16 protein-coding genes, 1 tRNA gene and 2 pseudogenes are annotated in these 16,832 nt (G+C 52.7%); 13 read left to right on the top strand and 6 right to left on the bottom strand.

All coding sequences use genetic code 11. The features are described 5' to 3' along the window. Positions 1-478 precede the first annotated feature (478 nt). The 4 genes and pseudogenes from JK223_RS02895 to JK223_RS02910 form a co-directional block, all read right to left on the bottom strand. The gene (locus JK223_RS02895) at positions 479-865 is read right to left on the bottom strand and encodes a DUF943 family protein (RefSeq protein ID WP_212712720.1); all 387 of its coding nucleotides are present in this window, start codon (positions 863-865) and stop codon (positions 479-481) included. Further along, the gene (locus tag JK223_RS02900) at positions 865-1,710 is read right to left on the bottom strand and encodes a DUF3289 family protein (protein WP_212712721.1); all 846 of its coding nucleotides are present in this window, start codon (positions 1,708-1,710) and stop codon (positions 865-867) included. Before JK223_RS02900 ends, JK223_RS02895 begins: the two co-directional genes overlap by 1 nt. 1,259 nt (positions 1,711-2,969) lie before the next feature. Then, positions 2,970-3,509, bottom strand: a pseudogene (locus JK223_RS02905) (alpha-galactosidase); the annotation flags it as partial. A gap of 30 nt (positions 3,510-3,539) precedes the next feature. Next, a complete protein-coding gene (locus JK223_RS02910; protein WP_212712722.1) occupies positions 3,540-3,746 on the bottom strand; it encodes a hypothetical protein in 207 nt (68 codons plus the stop codon). 93 nt (positions 3,747-3,839) lie between these two features. On the opposite strand from JK223_RS02910, the gene JK223_RS02915 reads away from it, so the two are divergent. Together JK223_RS02915 and JK223_RS02920 are read left to right on the top strand one after the other, a co-directional pair. Further along, positions 3,840-4,097, top strand: a complete 258-nt coding sequence (locus JK223_RS02915; RefSeq protein WP_000288812.1) for an AbrB/MazE/SpoVT family DNA-binding domain-containing protein — start codon at positions 3,840-3,842, stop codon at positions 4,095-4,097. Next, positions 4,098-4,430, top strand: coding sequence for a type II toxin-antitoxin system PemK/MazF family toxin (locus JK223_RS02920; protein ID WP_212712723.1), 333 nt, complete (start codon positions 4,098-4,100; stop codon positions 4,428-4,430). 259 nt (positions 4,431-4,689) lie between these two features. Here the strand turns inward: JK223_RS02920 and JK223_RS02925 are convergent. Continuing rightward, positions 4,690-4,956, bottom strand: a pseudogene (locus JK223_RS02925) (Arm DNA-binding domain-containing protein); the annotation flags it as partial. Between the two features lie 195 nt (positions 4,957-5,151). Then, positions 5,152-5,227: transfer RNA gene (locus tag JK223_RS02930), tRNA-Asn, on the bottom strand. Between the two features lie 378 nt (positions 5,228-5,605). On the opposite strand from JK223_RS02930, the gene JK223_RS02935 reads away from it, so the two are divergent. From JK223_RS02935 to JK223_RS02985, 11 genes are all read left to right on the top strand, one after another. Continuing rightward, complete coding sequence (locus JK223_RS02935) at positions 5,606-6,046, top strand: DUF2231 domain-containing protein (RefSeq protein WP_212712724.1); 441 nt, start codon at positions 5,606-5,608, stop codon at positions 6,044-6,046. Continuing rightward, on the top strand, positions 6,043-7,347 hold the full coding sequence (locus JK223_RS02940) for a sorbosone dehydrogenase family protein (protein WP_212712725.1): 1,305 nt from the start codon (positions 6,043-6,045) through the stop codon (positions 7,345-7,347). Before JK223_RS02935 ends, JK223_RS02940 begins: the two co-directional genes overlap by 4 nt. 651 nt (positions 7,348-7,998) lie before the next feature. Then, positions 7,999-8,856, top strand: a complete 858-nt coding sequence (locus tag JK223_RS02945; RefSeq protein WP_212712726.1) for an N-acetylmuramoyl-L-alanine amidase — start codon at positions 7,999-8,001, stop codon at positions 8,854-8,856. Positions 8,857-9,028: 172 nt separating this feature from the next. Continuing rightward, positions 9,029-10,114: an LLM class flavin-dependent oxidoreductase gene (locus JK223_RS02950; protein ID WP_212712727.1), complete on the top strand. Its 1,086-nt coding sequence runs from the start codon at positions 9,029-9,031 to the stop codon at positions 10,112-10,114. After that, entirely contained in the window at positions 10,114-11,103 is a 990-nt protein-coding gene (locus JK223_RS02955) for an ABC transporter substrate-binding protein (RefSeq protein WP_212712728.1), read from the top strand. The genes JK223_RS02950 and JK223_RS02955 overlap by 1 nt, the downstream gene beginning before the upstream one ends. Beyond that, complete coding sequence (locus JK223_RS02960) at positions 11,100-12,065, top strand: ABC transporter substrate-binding protein (protein WP_212712729.1); 966 nt, start codon at positions 11,100-11,102, stop codon at positions 12,063-12,065. Before JK223_RS02955 ends, JK223_RS02960 begins: the two co-directional genes overlap by 4 nt. 14 nt (positions 12,066-12,079) lie before the next feature. Beyond that, positions 12,080-12,919 carry an aliphatic sulfonate ABC transporter permease SsuC gene (gene ssuC / locus JK223_RS02965; protein WP_212712730.1) on the top strand — a complete coding sequence of 280 codons (840 nt, stop codon included), beginning with the start codon at positions 12,080-12,082 and terminating at the stop codon, positions 12,917-12,919. 2 nt (positions 12,920-12,921) lie between these two features. Beyond that, positions 12,922-13,698: an aliphatic sulfonates ABC transporter ATP-binding protein gene (gene ssuB, locus JK223_RS02970; protein ID WP_212712731.1), complete on the top strand. Its 777-nt coding sequence runs from the start codon at positions 12,922-12,924 to the stop codon at positions 13,696-13,698. Further along, positions 13,695-14,282, top strand: coding sequence for a cysteine dioxygenase (locus tag JK223_RS02975; RefSeq protein WP_212712732.1), 588 nt, complete (start codon positions 13,695-13,697; stop codon positions 14,280-14,282). Before ssuB ends, JK223_RS02975 begins: the two co-directional genes overlap by 4 nt. 2 nt (positions 14,283-14,284) lie before the next feature. Continuing rightward, on the top strand, positions 14,285-15,883 hold the full coding sequence (locus JK223_RS02980; protein ID WP_212712733.1) for a rhodanese homology domain-containing protein: 1,599 nt from the start codon (positions 14,285-14,287) through the stop codon (positions 15,881-15,883). A 232-nt stretch (positions 15,884-16,115) separates the two neighbouring features. Further along, positions 16,116-16,598 (top strand): Lrp/AsnC family transcriptional regulator, encoded by a 483-nt coding sequence (locus JK223_RS02985; protein ID WP_025903504.1) that lies wholly within the window; start codon positions 16,116-16,118, stop codon positions 16,596-16,598. The last annotated feature ends 234 nt before the right edge of the window (positions 16,599-16,832 follow it).

A 16,832-nucleotide genomic window follows, 5' to 3' on the forward strand; every position in this document is an offset into this window, starting at 1 on the left:
GCGGAGCCGATGCTAAACACAGAAGGGCCGTTAGCCGTAGGTTACCCTGGGATATAAAGCGATATTATCGGTGAACTCAGACGGGGAAATATCGTGCAGTAGTCTCTGTTTTATATCATCGTGCTCAAAGACCACATGCTGATTTTTACCTCAGAGACTAAAACATATGATTGAGAAAATTTATCCCTTCGATAGATCCTTCATTCTTACTCTGAGTAATAGCCGGTGACTTTTATAACAACGAATACTGAAGAATCGCCTTGCCGGGTTACCAGGTTATCATAATAATCAATGATTTTTTGATGTGGGGGCAGGCGAGAAAAGTAAAGCGTCTTTCCTGCTTATCCTGAATCGTCAGTCGCCGGACCGGTTAACGGTTGCAGAATACCGCCAGGATTAAAAAACGGACGTCGAAGAAAAATTTTATTGTGTCTCACAGGCAGTTTCATGTGAAGACGAAAACCAGTGATTAATCTTCTTAGTGAAAGCTATATCTGCTTTCTCCGCTCCGTGTCTTTCTTATGGTCATGAGGATATCTTTATCAATACAATTTTCAGGCGGTCTGACATCCGGAAAACAGCGTCTGTCTTCTGTTCCTTCCTCTTTATATCCATCACCAAAAGCATAAATAGTCATCTGAAACGGCGTGTCCTGACCCGACGGAATATGATACTTTTGCAATATAGCTTCTTTGTTTTTTTCCCACCAGATTATTTTATCAGCCCCGAAGAAAGGTAATCTATCGACGATTACCTGGGCAGTATGACCATCATAATGCGCATCGATCACTGAAACAGTGTTCCGGTTTATGATCAGATAGCCGACGAAAATTAAAAGCAATAGCAGAATAAAAAAACTACGCATTACCGTTTTCCTTCTATGTTGATCACTGCTTCCATATTCGTCATAAATGGACGAAATCCAAATTTATCAAGTCGTTGAAGAATGAACCATATTTTGAAGAAGCGGAACTGGTTGAATTTTTTCTTCTTTATGTCAGTGATATCTAATCCGAAATGGTCTTGCCCTGTAAATCTGACGCTCGCTTTCCAGCCATAATTATTAATATCAAGGCGGAGGATGTCAATTTTTGTAGCATAAATATCATGGACAGTAACCCCCATGCCATTTATCTTATCAGTTAGTAAAGAATTGAATTTCGGGAGAACTGAGTCCAACAGAGAGCTTCTAAGATCTTCTAATTTATTATCCGGAAAGACTTTATTATCATAATCAATATATAAACTTAAGTTGTTATGCAGAACGCTCCTGGTCTGATTTGTAGCGTAGTTTGAAAGTATCTTATCCCGATAAGCACTATTCAGTGTATGATCAGTAAAATCACTCCCCCGGGAAAATTGGAAGTGTTTTAACATCTTATTGATCAGGTGTCGGTATGGACCAATGAATGAATAAGGGAGGGATATGACCTGCATTTCTTCAAAAAGTAGTTGTGCACATTGATGGATGCTGATTTTTTCGCCCCGGCGAATGCTCGCATAGTTTCCGGCGAACATTGATTGAGGATTATCAAATGTAGTTAGCCGTGTTAATGAGTAAGGATCAACCCTATTAGATATATTTACCAGTCCAAATTCATTTTTAAGCCTGCTCTCTGAAATGTCGCCAAAATGCATATCGTCGGAGTTAAAGTCATTGAAACGTCGCCGGGTGGTAAATAAATTTATCGGGAGTAGGAAGTTTTCCATAAAGTTACTCCTTATTAGTGATTATCCGGATTGAAAGATGTAATGGCTGACAAAACTCATATACTCATCATTTAAATAAAACTATCGCATGGTTTTTTTGTAACATTCGGGAGGTTAATTCCCTAAATTCTCAATCCTGAGGCAGGTGAATTTCTGTATTATGGCTTTTATTTTTCGTACTAAAAAGCAGGGTAAACGCTGGAGATGGTTGAAGTTGAAGTGCGAGGATGTTTTTAAAATAAAAAAAACACCGATGGCGCGGGTGCAGGTTATATTTGATTCAGCCTCCGGGACGAGAGCGCACAGAGGGGCGGAGTTGATACCGTCTGAAATATTCTTATTAACCGGCTGTTTTGATGGGTTTCCTGATATACTTTTCATCTGGTCACATTCCCTTGATTATAATGCCGTGAGAAATAATTTATCACAAATTAAATATCGTGGGACCTTTTTTTTGTGTAAATCCTGCAGGCATCACAGTATTCATGTGGATACGCTTAAGTCACGATGATTTATATTATTTTAATCTCTTAGAATAAATATTCGCTACTTATGTAGTCTCGGCGGTGAATGATACTCATGTTAATGAGTGTAATCATCTGACTGCGAAAGGCAAAAGAATTGTGGTCGTTTTACATAGCTATCGGGCTATGACACTTTATTCCTTAAAAATAATAACAGGGGGCTGTACCTCACCTGATATCTCCCGATATAGGCAGTCTGTCTGAATATGACTTACGGTATGATGGCAGAGCAGGGGAATATTGCTTAGTAAGCTGACCTGGTTATCGAACAGTAGGACTTGGCTGGGGGATAAGTTGGGTCAGAGTGAAAAACATTAGATCCCTGTTGTTATGCCAGGTCTGTCAGGGAGAGAGTTAAAGGATGTGAACCCATGCTAAGCACCGAGGGTTCACTAACATCCTCATTATTCCGGTCAGGGCAGGGTGATAATATAACGATGATTACCTGTGGAAATGACTGAACACTGTGACAACGGCGGAATATCAGGAATAATGTTATTTATCCGGGATCTCAAAAATTAACTATTTAAACGGACCTTATCACTTTTTCCCTGATGCCCATTTTCTGTTGTTGCATAAGTGTGATGATGAAGTTTTACAGAGGGCGCTTGTCATCAATGAGGGTGACAAGCGCCTTCGCGACCCGGTGAACCAACCTGTCGCGCTAATAGTCTTCAGAGAGCGACAGAATACGCTTTACCCTAAGCTGGCCTGAGAGCAACGACTGGCCAGACCTTATTTAACGGCGGTGAGTTTTACAAGCATAGCGGTTTCCGGGTTAAGTACCGGCAGTGCAAGTCCTGCTTTACTAAGCCAGTCACCGCTTAGCACCAGTGGCTTCCTGAGCCATACCGGGTAACGCTTCATAGTATTGCTCCGGGTGTTATGCAGGTTTTCCGGCATATCGAGGACATCGACACGGTAAAGCGTGGCGGGATCCAGCCCGGGGATCATCATGTTGCCGTTGAGGGCATATTCCGGTAAGGCCAGCTGGCTTATCAGGATGACAGCCTGATGCTGATGTTCATCGATAACAGCGTTGATCAGTGTCGATTTATCAGGGTGATCGAGGCGTACGGCCATCCCGGTATGTAACAACGGGCGCAGTTGCTTGTGCAGGCTAATATAATGAGCAAAAGCCCGTTTCACCGGCTCCGGTTCCTTAACCGGGTCGAGTTCCACTCCCATGTGTCCGAAAAGAGCCGTCAGGCCGCGAAATTCAATGCTGTGGTTTCTGTAGGTGGTATGGCACGGTGTACCGCCAATATGCGCACCCTCATATACGGAAGCTGTGCCGCATTTTGTTTATCCGATCTGCCATAATCCTTTGAACTGCAAAAACAGTTTTCTATTATCGGCTTTCTTACCACGAACTAAGCTCCCGCCTGTGCGAAATGCTTCATGACCAGAAAGGAGCACCTGATGTATCCGGAGGGTCGCCTTTTTACCGGCAATGCCGCCTTTGAAAACTGCCGGATCCGTCCTTCGATGGATTAAGGCTTTTTCACGCATTATTACGCCAGGGATATCGCAATGAATCTGATGAATAATTGTGCATCGCCAGTCGCAGATGTTATATTAAAATATAATATCCGGAGGTGCTCTATGTATACAACTCGCCTGAAAAAGGTCGGCGGATCCATCATGCTGGCGGTTCCTCCCGCCGTGCTGAAAACGCTGGAGCTGTCGACGGACAGCGAAGTGGGCATGACCATTGATAATGGCTGCCTTATTATTGAACCTCAAAAACGTCCCCGCTATTCGCTCGAAGAACTGCTGGCGCAGTGCGATCCGCACGCAGAAATGAGCGAAGAGGATCGTGAATGGATTGATGCGCCTGCGGTGGGCAAGGAGATCCTGTAAATGGACAGAGGGGAAATCTGGCTCGTTTCACTGGATCCGATCGCCGGTCACGAGCAAAGCGGGAAACGTCCGGTACTCATCGTATCGAAGGCATCGTTTAACAAGCTGACCCGGCTACCCGTTGTTGTCCCTGTCACCAGCGGTGGAAACTTCGCCCGTTTAGCCGGTTTTACCGTCTCACTGGACGGCGCGGGAACAAAAACAACGGGCGTTATTCGCTGCGACCAGCCCAGAACCATTGATATGGGAGCCCGGAGCGGTAAACGACTGGAACGTATACCCGATGCTGTCGTGAATGAAGTGCTGGCCCGACTGGAAGCCATTCTGAGCTGATGCTCTTTTTGTAACCTGAACGCGGGCGCTGTCACAAACAGCACCCTCATTTTTTATAACGACAAGTGATAAAAAAATCCTTTCACAGGTAAAAACAGTTTCTCCTTTCTGTGTCAGCGATAATGACATAATCTCCCCTTGGCGGACGGTTCCCACTCTTCACAACCTGAATGAAGCGCCTTTACTGGACGGTGCCCCCTTTACCAAAGGCGGCCGCCCGAATGAAACCAGTATTCCTGATGTTATAGCTGTCAGAAAAGCGCTGGATAAAGCGCTGTTGTATAGGATTGATATTCTGCGCCATTAGTTTACGGATACCGTCGCGCAGTTGGCGGGCCTCGGAAAGTGAGACCTGCGGATAGGCATCTAATGCGATATGGGGCTCTTTTCGGTTGAAGCGATATTTGAGATACCAGAGACGTGAATCGCCCGGATTGACAAGCAAATACAGACCATGAGAATCGGAAACTTAGAAGAGTTTAGCGGATGGTTTTAAGTTGCGGATTTTTGAGTCGTTAAGAGACATTTGGGGGTCACTCCGTCATCGAACCAACCTGATCCCGGATTTGACCACCGATTTTCCCGATGCGGAGGTAAAACTGAAAATGCATCAGGAAACTATTTTCAAGGTAACTTATTGAATATTAATGACATGAAAACTCGAAATGCAGCAGAAAAGCAAAAAACCCGCTTAAGTTTCCTTAAGCGGGTTTCTTAAATATGGCTCCTCTGACTGGACTCGAACCAGTGACATACGGATTAACAGTCCGCCGTTCTACCGACTGAACTACAGAGGAATTGTCGTGAAGACGGGGCGAATATTAATGACACGGGGGCAGGTTGTCAACCCGAATAAAAACATTATTATTCAACTGGCTATCTTTAAAACACTCTGCAGAATAATCAGCCAATCAGCCAATCAGCCAATCAGCTAATCAGCTAATCAGCTAATCAGCTAATCAGTCGTAGAAACCGGGCATGTTGAAGTTCAGGGCGGATATAGTCTCTGATTTGTGATCTTAGTTAACATTTCGGTTAAAAAATTAACATCCTGCCGGCTTCCGCTATGCTTAAAGAGCAGGGAAGGCGGGTCGCCGGCAATGCAGGACAGCATCTCCCCGGGAACGGGCAGGCAAGGTGATTAAAATTATTATTTATCCTGAAAGGATGTGCCGATGAACCGATCTGCAGAACGGCCCGGATCCGTCCTGGCAAAAAGTGTTTATGAGTTGCTTAACCCGATACCTTACGGATTTTTTGTGGGTGCACTTATTTTTGATATCACTACCTTGTTCAGCAGTCAGGTATTGTGGCAAAAAAGTGCCAGCTGGCTGATTACCCTCGGACTGTTATTTGCCATTATTCCGCGTCTGATTAACCTGGTTCAGGTCTGGACCGGTCCGCACCGTCCGGCCTTCGGGTCAATAAGGCTAAACTTCTGGCTGAATCTGCTGGCGATTATCGCCGCTATCTTTAATGCTTTTGTCCATAGCCGCGATGCCTACGGTATTGTGCCGCAAAATGTGGTGCTATCGGTGATCACGGTAGTATGTCTGGCGTTAGCTTCTCTGGTCATTAGTGTACGTACCCATCGCCAGACCGGAGGTGTGCTGTGAATAAGATACTGCGACTGACTCCCCTGAGTTTACTGCTAACCCTGGCACTGAGTGGCTGTGATCAGCAGGCTAAGCTGACACCGGAACAGCAATCGGGTGCAGATCCTCATTTACCGGCGGCGCAGCATTTTCTGCTGCCACCGATGCAGGTCCCGAAAGCGGCGGGATGGGGCACAGATGCGGCCCCCCGTGTCGCTGACGGGCTGAAGATAGAAAAGATCGCCGACGGCCTGCAACATCCGCGACAGATTTACGTATTGCCGGATAACGATATTCTGGTGGTGGAAAGCAACAGTCCGGGTACAGAAGCCGTTACGACGCCGAAACAGCTGATAGCCAGTCTGGTCAAAAATCAGTCCGGGAAAGGGGCGAAGGGCGGTAACCGGATCACGCTGTTACGACAGACTGCACATGGCTGGGAAAAGCACCTGTTCCTGCAGCATCTCAACTCCCCGTTCGGGGTACAGCTGATCGGTAATACACTGTATGTCGCCAATGCAGGTAATATCATGCGTTATCCCTATCAGACCGGGGCCACCGAAATTACCGACCCTGGCACGGAACTGGCAGATTTACCGGACAGGATCAATCATCACTGGACTAAGTCTCTGCTGGCCAGTCCGGACGGCAAACGTCTGTATGTGGGGGTAGGCTCGGACAGCAATATTACCGAAAACGGTATGGAAGCCGAATACCGGCGTGCGGATATTCTGGAGGTCTTTACCGATACCGGGGCCAGCCGTATCTTTGCCAGCGGTATACGTAATCCGACCGGCCTGCAATGGCAGCCTGAAAGTGGCGAACTGTGGGCGATAGCTAACGAACGGGATGAAATCGGCGCTGATCTGGTGCCGGACTACCTGACCCGGGTACAGCAGGGTGGCTTTTATGGCTGGCCTTATAGTTATTACGGTCAGCATATTGACCCGCGTGTTAAACCACAACGTCCGGATTGGGTGGCAAAGGCGATTAAGCCGGACTACGCTCTCGGTTCACACGTGGCGCCGCTGGGTCTGTGGTTTTATACCGGTCAGTCGCTGCCGCAAAAATATCATGGCGGGGCATTTATCAGTGAACATGGTAGCTGGGACCGCTCACCGCTTAGCGGATATCAGGTTTCGTATGTGGCTTTCCGTCAGGGACAACCCGTCGGCAAACCGGAACCGGTAGTGACCGGCTTTTATTCGGATGACCAGAAAAAGCTGTACGGTGCCCCGGTGGGATTAATGCAGGACAAAGAAGGGGCATTAATTATTGCCGATGATGTAGGGAATGCCGTCTGGCGAGTGACGGCCCGCTGACCGGCCATGCTCAGCAACCTTAAGGCCGGTACTCTCCGTCCTCCGGATAGCCGGCCAGCCCTGAATCACAGATACAGATAAGCCCTGGTATTTTGCCGTGCCGGTTTATGAAGAAGCGTCCCCGCTTACCGTCAGCGGGCAAACGGCCTATCAGACAAAGACCTGGCGCGGCTCTCACCTTAGTTTATGTCTGACTTTTCCTGCCTGTCTCCGGGCCTCTGTTGGCCCGGGCAACACTACCGGGCGGCTGGCACGGATCTATGCAGGCCGGTTAGCGCCTGATTTAGCTTTGTCAGTGAATCCCGAAAGATATAACAAGATATTGCCACCCGGACCCGCCGGACGATGAACTGGCCTGGCTTGCCGTGGCAGGCCTGGTACTCTGCCGGCTGCCGTTGATGGCTGAGCAGCGGGCAGTGATTTCCCCCGGCAAGGTCGCGGGGCAGGAGCAGGGAGTCTTTCAGCGCAGCCGCCGGTGAACGGACGGGGCGGGGGCCGGGTTTCTGGCCCGGTCCGGGCCACGTCCCGTGTTATCAGCGATCTTTCTGACGTATTTTGCAAAACAAACAGCGAAAAATTCATCTGAATCATCGATATACTGCGCGCTTACCCTTGTTTACCCGCTCCCGTTTCAGGATCCTGATAAACACAATGAAGAAGTGTACTCTGGCACGACGCCATTTTTTACTCACCGGCCTGGCGTTTTGTCTGCCGGCGCTGGCGAAAGAAGAATTTGCCAATCTAACGTTTATTCCCTTGCAAGCGCGCAGCACCGAACAGGTATCGACGCCGGAGGTGGCGACCCCGGCAATCACACCGGCCGTCTCACGTACCCGTAAGCTGGTGATGATCGACCCCGGCCACGGTGGTAAAGATCCCGGCGCGATTGGAGAGCGGGGTGAAGAAGAGAAGCATGTCGTGCTGGAGATAGCCCATAACCTGCAGGCGCTGTTTGAACATCATCAGCATATTGAAGTGCGCCTGACCCGGGAAGACGATCATTTCATCCCGCTCTATCAGCGGGTGAAGATTGCACATGCCCATAATGCCGATATGTTTTTATCCATCCACGCCGATGGCTTTACCAGCCCGCAAGCCCATGGTGCCTCGGTCTATGCGTTATCGACCCGGGGGGCCAGCAGCACTATGGCCCGCTATCTCTCGCAGCGTGAAAATGCGGCAGATGATTATGCGGATATCAATGTTCAGACCAAAGATGCCCAGTTACAGCGGGTGTTTTTTGACCTGGTTCAGAATCAGACCATTAAAAGCAGTCTGGATCTGTGCCGGCATATGATAGGCCATATCCGTACCGTTCATAATATGCACAGCTATCATCCGGAGCAGGCCGCGTTTGTGGTACTGAAGTCACCTTCCATCCCGTCGGCCCTGATTGAAACCTCATTCATTACCAACCCGCAGGAAGAGCATCTGCTGGGGACACCACAATTCAGAATGAAGATTGCTAAAGCTATCGCCGGAGGCATACAGAGCTATTTCGCGGTGTAAGCCGGACCGCCACTATTCCCCCGGCATCCGGCAGGCCGGTTCTGCATACCGGCCTTATTATGCGCATTTTGTATATTAGCTTAGCTGAAAAATTAATTTCACTCATGATTACGCAATGAATACCATGCCCTCTCAGACCGGTGAAATACCGGCATCATGAAGAGGGGGACTCATGAGTATTCAGTTTTCAGGTATGATCGGTCACCGGCTGGCCTCGGAAATCATTCCGGCGCAGGGCCCGGTTTTTGATAACGACTATATTACCCGGTTTGCACAAACCCATGAACAGGCGGGATTTGACCGGATCCTGGTGGGTTACTGGTCCGATCAACCGGACGGCTTTCTGGTCGCTGCCCTGGCGGGTGTTGCGACATCACGTATTCATCTTCTGCTGGCCCACCGGCCGGGGTTTGTTTCCCCGACGCTGGCCGCACGTAAACTGGCGACTCTGGATCATCTGCTGAAGGGCCGGCTAGCCGTGCATATCATCAGTGGCGGCAGCGATGCTGAACAACGCCGTGACGGCGATTATCTGACTAAAGCCGAACGTTATGCCCGAACCGATGAATTCCTCGGGGTGGTTAAACGTAGCCTCACCTCTGAACAGCCTTATGATCATCAGGGCCGCTTTTATCAGGCCGAATCTGCCGTTTCCGCAATCAAGCCTGTTCACGGACATTTGCCGGTCTGGTTCGGGGGCTCTTCAGCGGAGGCCATTGAGGTGGCGGGGAAACATGCGGATGTGTTCGCATTATGGGGCGAGCCTCTGGCCGGTGCGGCACAGACCGTTGCCGCCGTCCGGGCCAGTGCCGCACGCCATCAGCGTGATATTGGCTTCAGTATTTCATTCCGTCCGATTATTGGCGCCACCGAAGCCGAAGCGCGCGAAAAAGCCGCGCATATCTACCATACCGCGAAACAGCAGCTGGCTGAATCCGGGCACCATTTCGGATTACCTAAGCCACAAAGTGTTGGTGCGCAGCGACTGATGGATGCCGCAAAACAGGGGGAATGGCTGGATAACCATCTGTGGACGGGGATCGCCGGTCTGGTCAGTGGCGGGTATAACTCTACCGCGCTGGTGGGAACCGCAGACCAGGTCTCCGATGCTCTACTGGACTATTACCGGCTCGGGATTAAAAACGTGCTGATCCGCGGCTTTGATCCGCTGAATGATGCCCGTGAGTATGGCGAGTCGCTAATCCCGCTGACCCGTGAAAAAGTGGCTGCAGAAAAGACACTGGCAAGGAGTGCCTGATGATCCGTCGTACGTCGCTGGCAGTAGTGATGCTGGCACTGATCTCACCCCTGCTGCATGCCGCTGAACCGGTCACTTTACGGGTCGGCGATGTCAAAGGCGATCGGCTGGTGGCCCTGAAAGCCTCGGGTGAGCTTGATAATCTGCCTTACCAGCTGAAATTCAGTACCTTTGATTCCGGGGCGCCGGTGCAGGAAGCGCTTAACGCCGGGGCGCTGGATGTCGGCTTCACCGGCGACCTGCCGTTCCTTTATGTCTTTGCCGCAGGAGCACCGGTGAAAGCCGTCGGTGCCTGGCAAAATAATCCGGACAGCATCGCGTTACTGACACGGCCCGGGGCAGGCATCCATTCGCTGGCCGGGTTAAAAGGTAAACGTATTGCCGTTAACCGTGGCGGCTGGGGGCAATATCTGGTGCTCGGGTTGCTGAAACGCGCAGGCCTGACGCCTTCGGACGTCTCCCTGCGCTTTCTCAGTCCGACGGATGGCCGGGCAGCACTGGCCTCCGGGGCGGTCGATGCCTGGGCCCCCTGGGAACCTTATCTGTCGTCTGCCATCCTCCTTGACCATGCACAGCGGGTGCCCGGCGGTGGCGGTCAGGGGATCATGAGCGGGTATTCGTTTGTGCTGGCACGGGATGACGCGATCAACAGCAACAAACGCAGCGCGATTGCTGATTTACTCACCCGGCTGGCGCTGGCACAGCGATGGGCGCAACAGCATCCTCAACAGTTTGCCACGGCCCTGGCCGATAGCCTGCAGATGCCGGTCAATGTTACCCGGGCCTGGGTAGCCAGTGCACGGATCTCGCCGGTGGTCTTTAACCCGGCTATCCGGCAGGCGTTACAGCATTCCGCGGACGTCTTCCATCAGCAGCATGTGCTGCCGGACGCGGTAAATGTCACGAATGCCTTTGATTACAGCCTGGCGGGAGGCGCAAACCGTGTGGCAGCCACCCCGCTGACGACGCCGCTCAGGGAGCAGCCATGAAACGGATCACTTCTGTATTACTGCTGTTGAGCCTGAGCAGTGGCCTGGTTCAGGCTTCCGGACTGACATTACAGATAGCCGACCAGAAAGGCGGAATGCGGGCCGTTCTGGACGCTGCCGGAGAGTTAACCCATTTGTCCTACCGTATTCAGTGGTCAGAATTCCCGGCGGCAGCCCCGCTGGCAGAGGCTCTGAATGCCGGCGCTGTGGATGCAGGGATCATCGGGGACGCACCTCTGCTGTTTGCCGAAGCAGGGGGAGCCCGGGTCAAAGCCATTGCGGTAGCGAAATCGGATGCGTATGGCACGGCTTTGCTGGTCAATGCCGGCAGCCCGCTCCATAGCGCGGCGGATCTGAAAGGAAAAACCATCGCTACCAACCGGGGATCTATTGGCCATTTCGTGGCGCTGAAAGCGCTGGCCAGCGCCGGGCTGAAACCGTCGGACGTGACGTTCCGTTTCCTGACCCCTTCGGATGCCAAACTGGCCCTGAGTCAGGGGGATGTGGATGTCTGGGCGACCTGGGAGCCTTACACGGCGTTTGCCGAAACGCAGGATCATATGCGGGTACTGGTGAACGGCAGGGGACTCTGGTCGGGAAATACCTTTGTAGCGGCCACGGATACCGCGCTGGCTGACCCGAAAAAACGGCAGGCCTTACAGGATTTTCTGTTACGGCTGGCCAGGGCGCAACAGTGGGCGAATCAGCATCCGGACAGTTACAGCCAGACATTGTCAAAAATTATCGGTTTTCCGCAGGAGGCAGTGAAACTCTCCTTCAGCCGCCGGCATATGGTCTGGCAGCCCATTGATGCAAAAACCGTACAGCAGCAACAGCAGACGGCCGATTTTTATCATCAGAGCGGATTACTGCCACAAAGGTTGCAGGTGGCGTCCACGTTTGACCACCGTTTTATTCTGACTGAGCCGGCAACTAACGTTCCCGCCGGGCAGACCCGCTGAAAGGAAGGATCATCATGGCTATTTTTTCGATCGATACAACCGGAACTTCCGTACATAGCACCAGACAGCGACGATTTTCGGTGCGCCATTTCCTTAACGCACTGGTCCCCTGGTCTCTGCCGATAGGGATTATTATCGTCTGGCAACTGGCGGCCCAGGCTGGCTGGTTGTCGGTCCGTATTTTGCCGGCCCCGGTGACCATTGCCAGGACCTTCTGGCGAATGACGCTGGACGGAGAACTGGGCAGTAATCTGGCCATCAGTACCCTCCGGGCACTGATCGGCTTTGCCATAGGGGGTTCCATTGGGTTGCTGCTGGGATTCATTACCGGCCTTTCCCGCATTGGTGAGCGTCTTCTGGATACTTCGGTGCAGATGCTGCGCAATATCCCGCACCTGGCTCTGATCCCGTTGGTGATCCTGTGGTTCGGGATCGGGGAAACCGCAAAAATATTCCTGGTCGCCCTCGGTACGCTGTTCCCGATTTACCTCAACACGTATCACGGGATCCGTAATATTGATCGTGGCCTGGTGGAAATGGCACGCAGTTACGGTGTCAGTGGCTTCAGCCTGTTCCGGCAGGTCATTCTGCCAGGCGCCTTACCCTCGATTATGGTTGGTGTGCGCTACGGTCTCGGCGTCATGTGGCTGACGCTGATTGTCGCCGAAACCATCTCTGCCGACTCCGGGATTGGCTATCTGGCGATGAATGCCCGTGAATTTCTGCAAACGGATGTGGTGGTGGTGGCCATTATCCTCTATGCCCTGCTTGGCAAAATCGCCGATGTTCTGACGGTATTACTTGAACGTGTCTGGCTGCGCTGGCATCCGGCTTATCAGTCTAAGGAGAAATGAACATGACACAACCTGATACCTCCGCCGGAACCCCATTGGATATCCGGAAAATCAGTAAACATTATTCGGGCCGGACCGTTCTGAGCCAGATAGATCTCCAGGCCGCAGGCGGGCAGTTTATTGCGGTTGTCGGCCGGAGTGGTTGCGGTAAAAGTACGTTTCTGCGGCTGCTGGCCGGGCTGGAAACCGCCGACGGTGGCCAGCTGCTGAGCGGGACACAGCCACTGCAGGAGAGGCAACAGGATACCCGGCTGATGTTTCAGGAAGCACGTCTGCTTCCCTGGAAAAGCGTGCTGCAAAACGTGGGGCTGGGGCTGAAAGGAGAGTGGCAGCAGGCCGCCAGTGAAGCACTGGATGCCGTGGGTCTGGCGCACCGGGCCCATGAGTGGCCTTCGGCACTGTCCGGGGGACAAAAACAACGTGTCGCACTGGCGCGGGCATTGATCCACCGCCCGCGGCTTCTGCTGCTGGATGAGCCATTGGGCGCGCTGGATGCCCTGACCCGGATAGAGATGCAGGCACTGATCGAATCGCTCTGGCAGACTCATGGTTTTACGGTGGTTCTGGTGACCCACGATGTCAGCGAAGCTGTCAGTCTGGCAGACAGGGTGATCCTGATTGATAACGGCAGGATCACTCTGGATCAGGAAATTGATGTCCCGCGTCCGCGCCGTCGTGGCCACCCGCGCCTGGCCGAACTGGAGGCCAGTGTACTGAACCATATTCTGACTCCTTCGGCATCACAGCAAGAGAATCAGTCTCTGAGGAGGACGGCATGAGCCCGTTACCGCATCCGCGTCTCACCACCTTTATTCGCGAACTCTCCGCGTTGATTACCGCGCACGGTACTGCGGACGAAGCCGGTCTGCTGGCACGCAGTGCACCGCTGCTGGCCACACTGGTCAGTCAGGATGACTGGCTGGCACCCTCTTACAGTCAGCCGCACCCGCAGCATTATCAGCAATACCTGCTCTATCTGGATCCGCAGCAACGCTTTTCGGTCGTCAGTTTTGTCTGGGGGCCGGGTCAGCAGACCCCGGTTCATGATCACCGGGTCTGGGGGTTAATCGGCATGTTACGCGGGGCAGAGCACTCGCAATCTTTTGTCCGTGGCCCGGACGGGATGCGCCCGGACGGAGAGGCTGTCCTGCTGCAGCCGGGGGAAGTGGAAACGCTGTCTCCGGCAGAAGGGGATATTCATCAGGTCAGTAATGCCTTCCGGGACCGTGTTTCCGTCAGCATTCATGTTTACGGTGCCGATATCGGTAAGGTCGAGCGGGCCATTTATCTGCCGGATGGCAGCGAAAAACTATTTATTTCCGGCTATGCCAGTCAGCCGCAACCGACAGTGACGGAGTCATAGTTATGGGACAGGAATTTCGTTTTGTATTACGTACAGCTGCTGATATTCGTCGTGCATTACTGGCGGGAGAAGAACTGGCGCTGGTGGATGTCCGGGAAGAAGCGTTGTACGCCACCGGCCATCCGCTGTTTGCGGTGAATATTCCGCTTTCGACGCTTGAAACCGGGGTTTATAGCCGTATCCCGCGGCGTACCACGCCGGTTACCGTTTATGACAATAATGACGGGCTGGCCGCTACCGCGGTGCAACGTCTGCAACATCTGGGCTACCGGGATGTCGCGTTACTTCAGGACGGCCTGAACGGATGGCGTGAGGCCGGAGAAGAACTCTTTATTGATGTTAACTCACCGTCCAAGGCCTTCGGGGAACTGGTGGAACATCAGCAGCAGACCCCGTCGTTATCTGCAGACGAAGTGGCAGATCTGCTGGAAAGCGGGGCGGATGTGAAGGTTTTTGATGTCCGCCGTTTTGATGAGTACCAGACCATGAATATCCCCGGCAGCACCAGTCTGCCCGGGGGAGAACTGTTACTTCGGGTGCGTGATCTGCTGCCTTCTGCGCAGACACAGGTGATTATCAACTGTGCCGGGCGTACGCGCAGCATTATCGGCACCCAGACGCTGGTCAATGCCGGACTGGTAAACCCGGTCTTTGCGTTGCGCAACGGCACCATCGGCTGGACCCTCGCCGGACTGTCGCTGACGCATGGGCAGTCGCAACAATACGGAGAACTGACGGCAGAGAACCGGCAGCGCGCGGCAGACGAGGCCCGCCGGATCGCAGAACGCGCGGGGGTGAAAAGGATTTCTGCGCAGCAGCTCCGTACCTGGCAGCAACAGACCGACCGGACAACTTATCTGTTTGATGTCCGCAGTGCCGGAGAATATGAAGCGGGGCACCTGCCCGGGGCACGGCATGTGCCCGGAGGCCAGCTGGTTCAGGAAACGGATCACTATGCCAGTGTGCGCGGTGCGCGCATCGTACTGACCGATGATTTGCTGACCCGGGCGGAGATCACCGCCTCCTGGCTGGCACAGATGAACTGGGAAGTGGCGGTGCTTGACCCGGCAGAGGCTGCCGCATTCCGTGAGACAGGTCCCTGGCTTGCCCCGGTCCCGGACGCCGGGCTGCATCCTCAAGCCGATCCGCAAACCGTGTCGCAATGGCTGGCCGCGGGAACGACCCGTGTGCTGGATTTCACGACCAGTGCTAACTATGTGAAAGGTCATATTCCCGGGGCTTACTGGTTGCTTCGGGCGGATATCCCGGCACTGATCGCTGCCGGCGCACTCCCGGAGGGAGAACGTTACGTTGTCACCTGTGGCAGCAGCCTGCTGGCCAGGTTCGCGGTAGACCAGTTACAGCAACTGACCGGCAAACCGGTCGTGGTGCTGGAAGGTGGTAACACGGCCTGGAGAGCCGCCGGCCTGGCACAGGAGAGCGGAGAAACCGCATTATTATCCGTGCGGAAAGACCGTTATCAGCGCCCCTATGAAGGTACCGATATTCCCGCCGACACGATGCGCGCCTATCTTGAATGGGAATATGGTCTGGTGGATCAACTGGCGAATGACGGGACCCACGGTTTCCGTACCCTGTAATCCTCCCTCTAAGACATGCCTGTCCTCCGGGAGCCACCGGTGGACAGGTCTCCGTCGTTGCTACCGGATCATCCCTCACGGTATCACGCTGAGCCGCCCGGGCCGTGGCTTTGTTACAGCAGCCTCAGAATTACCATGACAGCCGGCGGTACTGTGATTTATCTTATTGATGAATAAGATAACCCGGCCCTGTCCTCCTGATGACCGGAGCCGATAAACGGAGCCGATAAACGTGAGTGAACTTCCTGATAATGACAAATCGCTGGACAGGTTTGACATTGCCATCCTGAAAATTCTGCAGCAGGACAGCTCAGTGTCTAATGTCGTGCTGGCCGGAAAAATTAACCTCAGCCCGCCCGCCTGCCTGAGACGGGTAGAACGGCTAAAGCAGAACGGCTTTATCACCCGCCATGTGGCTATCCTTAATCCACAAGCGCTGAAAGCCGGGCTGGTGGTGATGATAGGCGTGGTCCTCGACCGCTCAACCCCGGAAACCTTTAACGATTTCGAAGACGCCGTGCGTAATATTCGCGGCTGTATGGAATGCCATATGGTCAGTGGCGAATTTGATTACATTATGCTGATCCGTACCGCGGATAATCAGAGTTTTAATAAATTACATGCCGAACAGCTGCTGTTTCTGCCCGGGGTCAGGCAAATTCGCTCTTTTATCGGTTTACGGGAAGTTTTTTCGACCACGCAAATACCGCTCTGATCTGTCGTCTTTTCTAATCCCCCGTTTTATTCTGCTGTCCCCCGGCAACGGCTGCCGGCCGTGCCCGGGAGACTCCCATGCTTTTTTCTTATCGCCGGGCTTTCCGTCATCACATTTTACTCTGGTAAAAACAGTCATCCGAACGGGCCGGGTCAGACGTCGTCATCAGGGGGGCAGGGTCGGTGCAGAGGTTTTATATATCTCATTGATTTATAGTGAATTTATGGTGTTTCC

This window comes from Tatumella sp. JGM118, from assembly GCF_018257515.1.
In the GTDB taxonomy this organism is placed as follows: Bacteria; Pseudomonadota; Gammaproteobacteria; order Enterobacterales; family Enterobacteriaceae; genus Tatumella; species Tatumella terrea.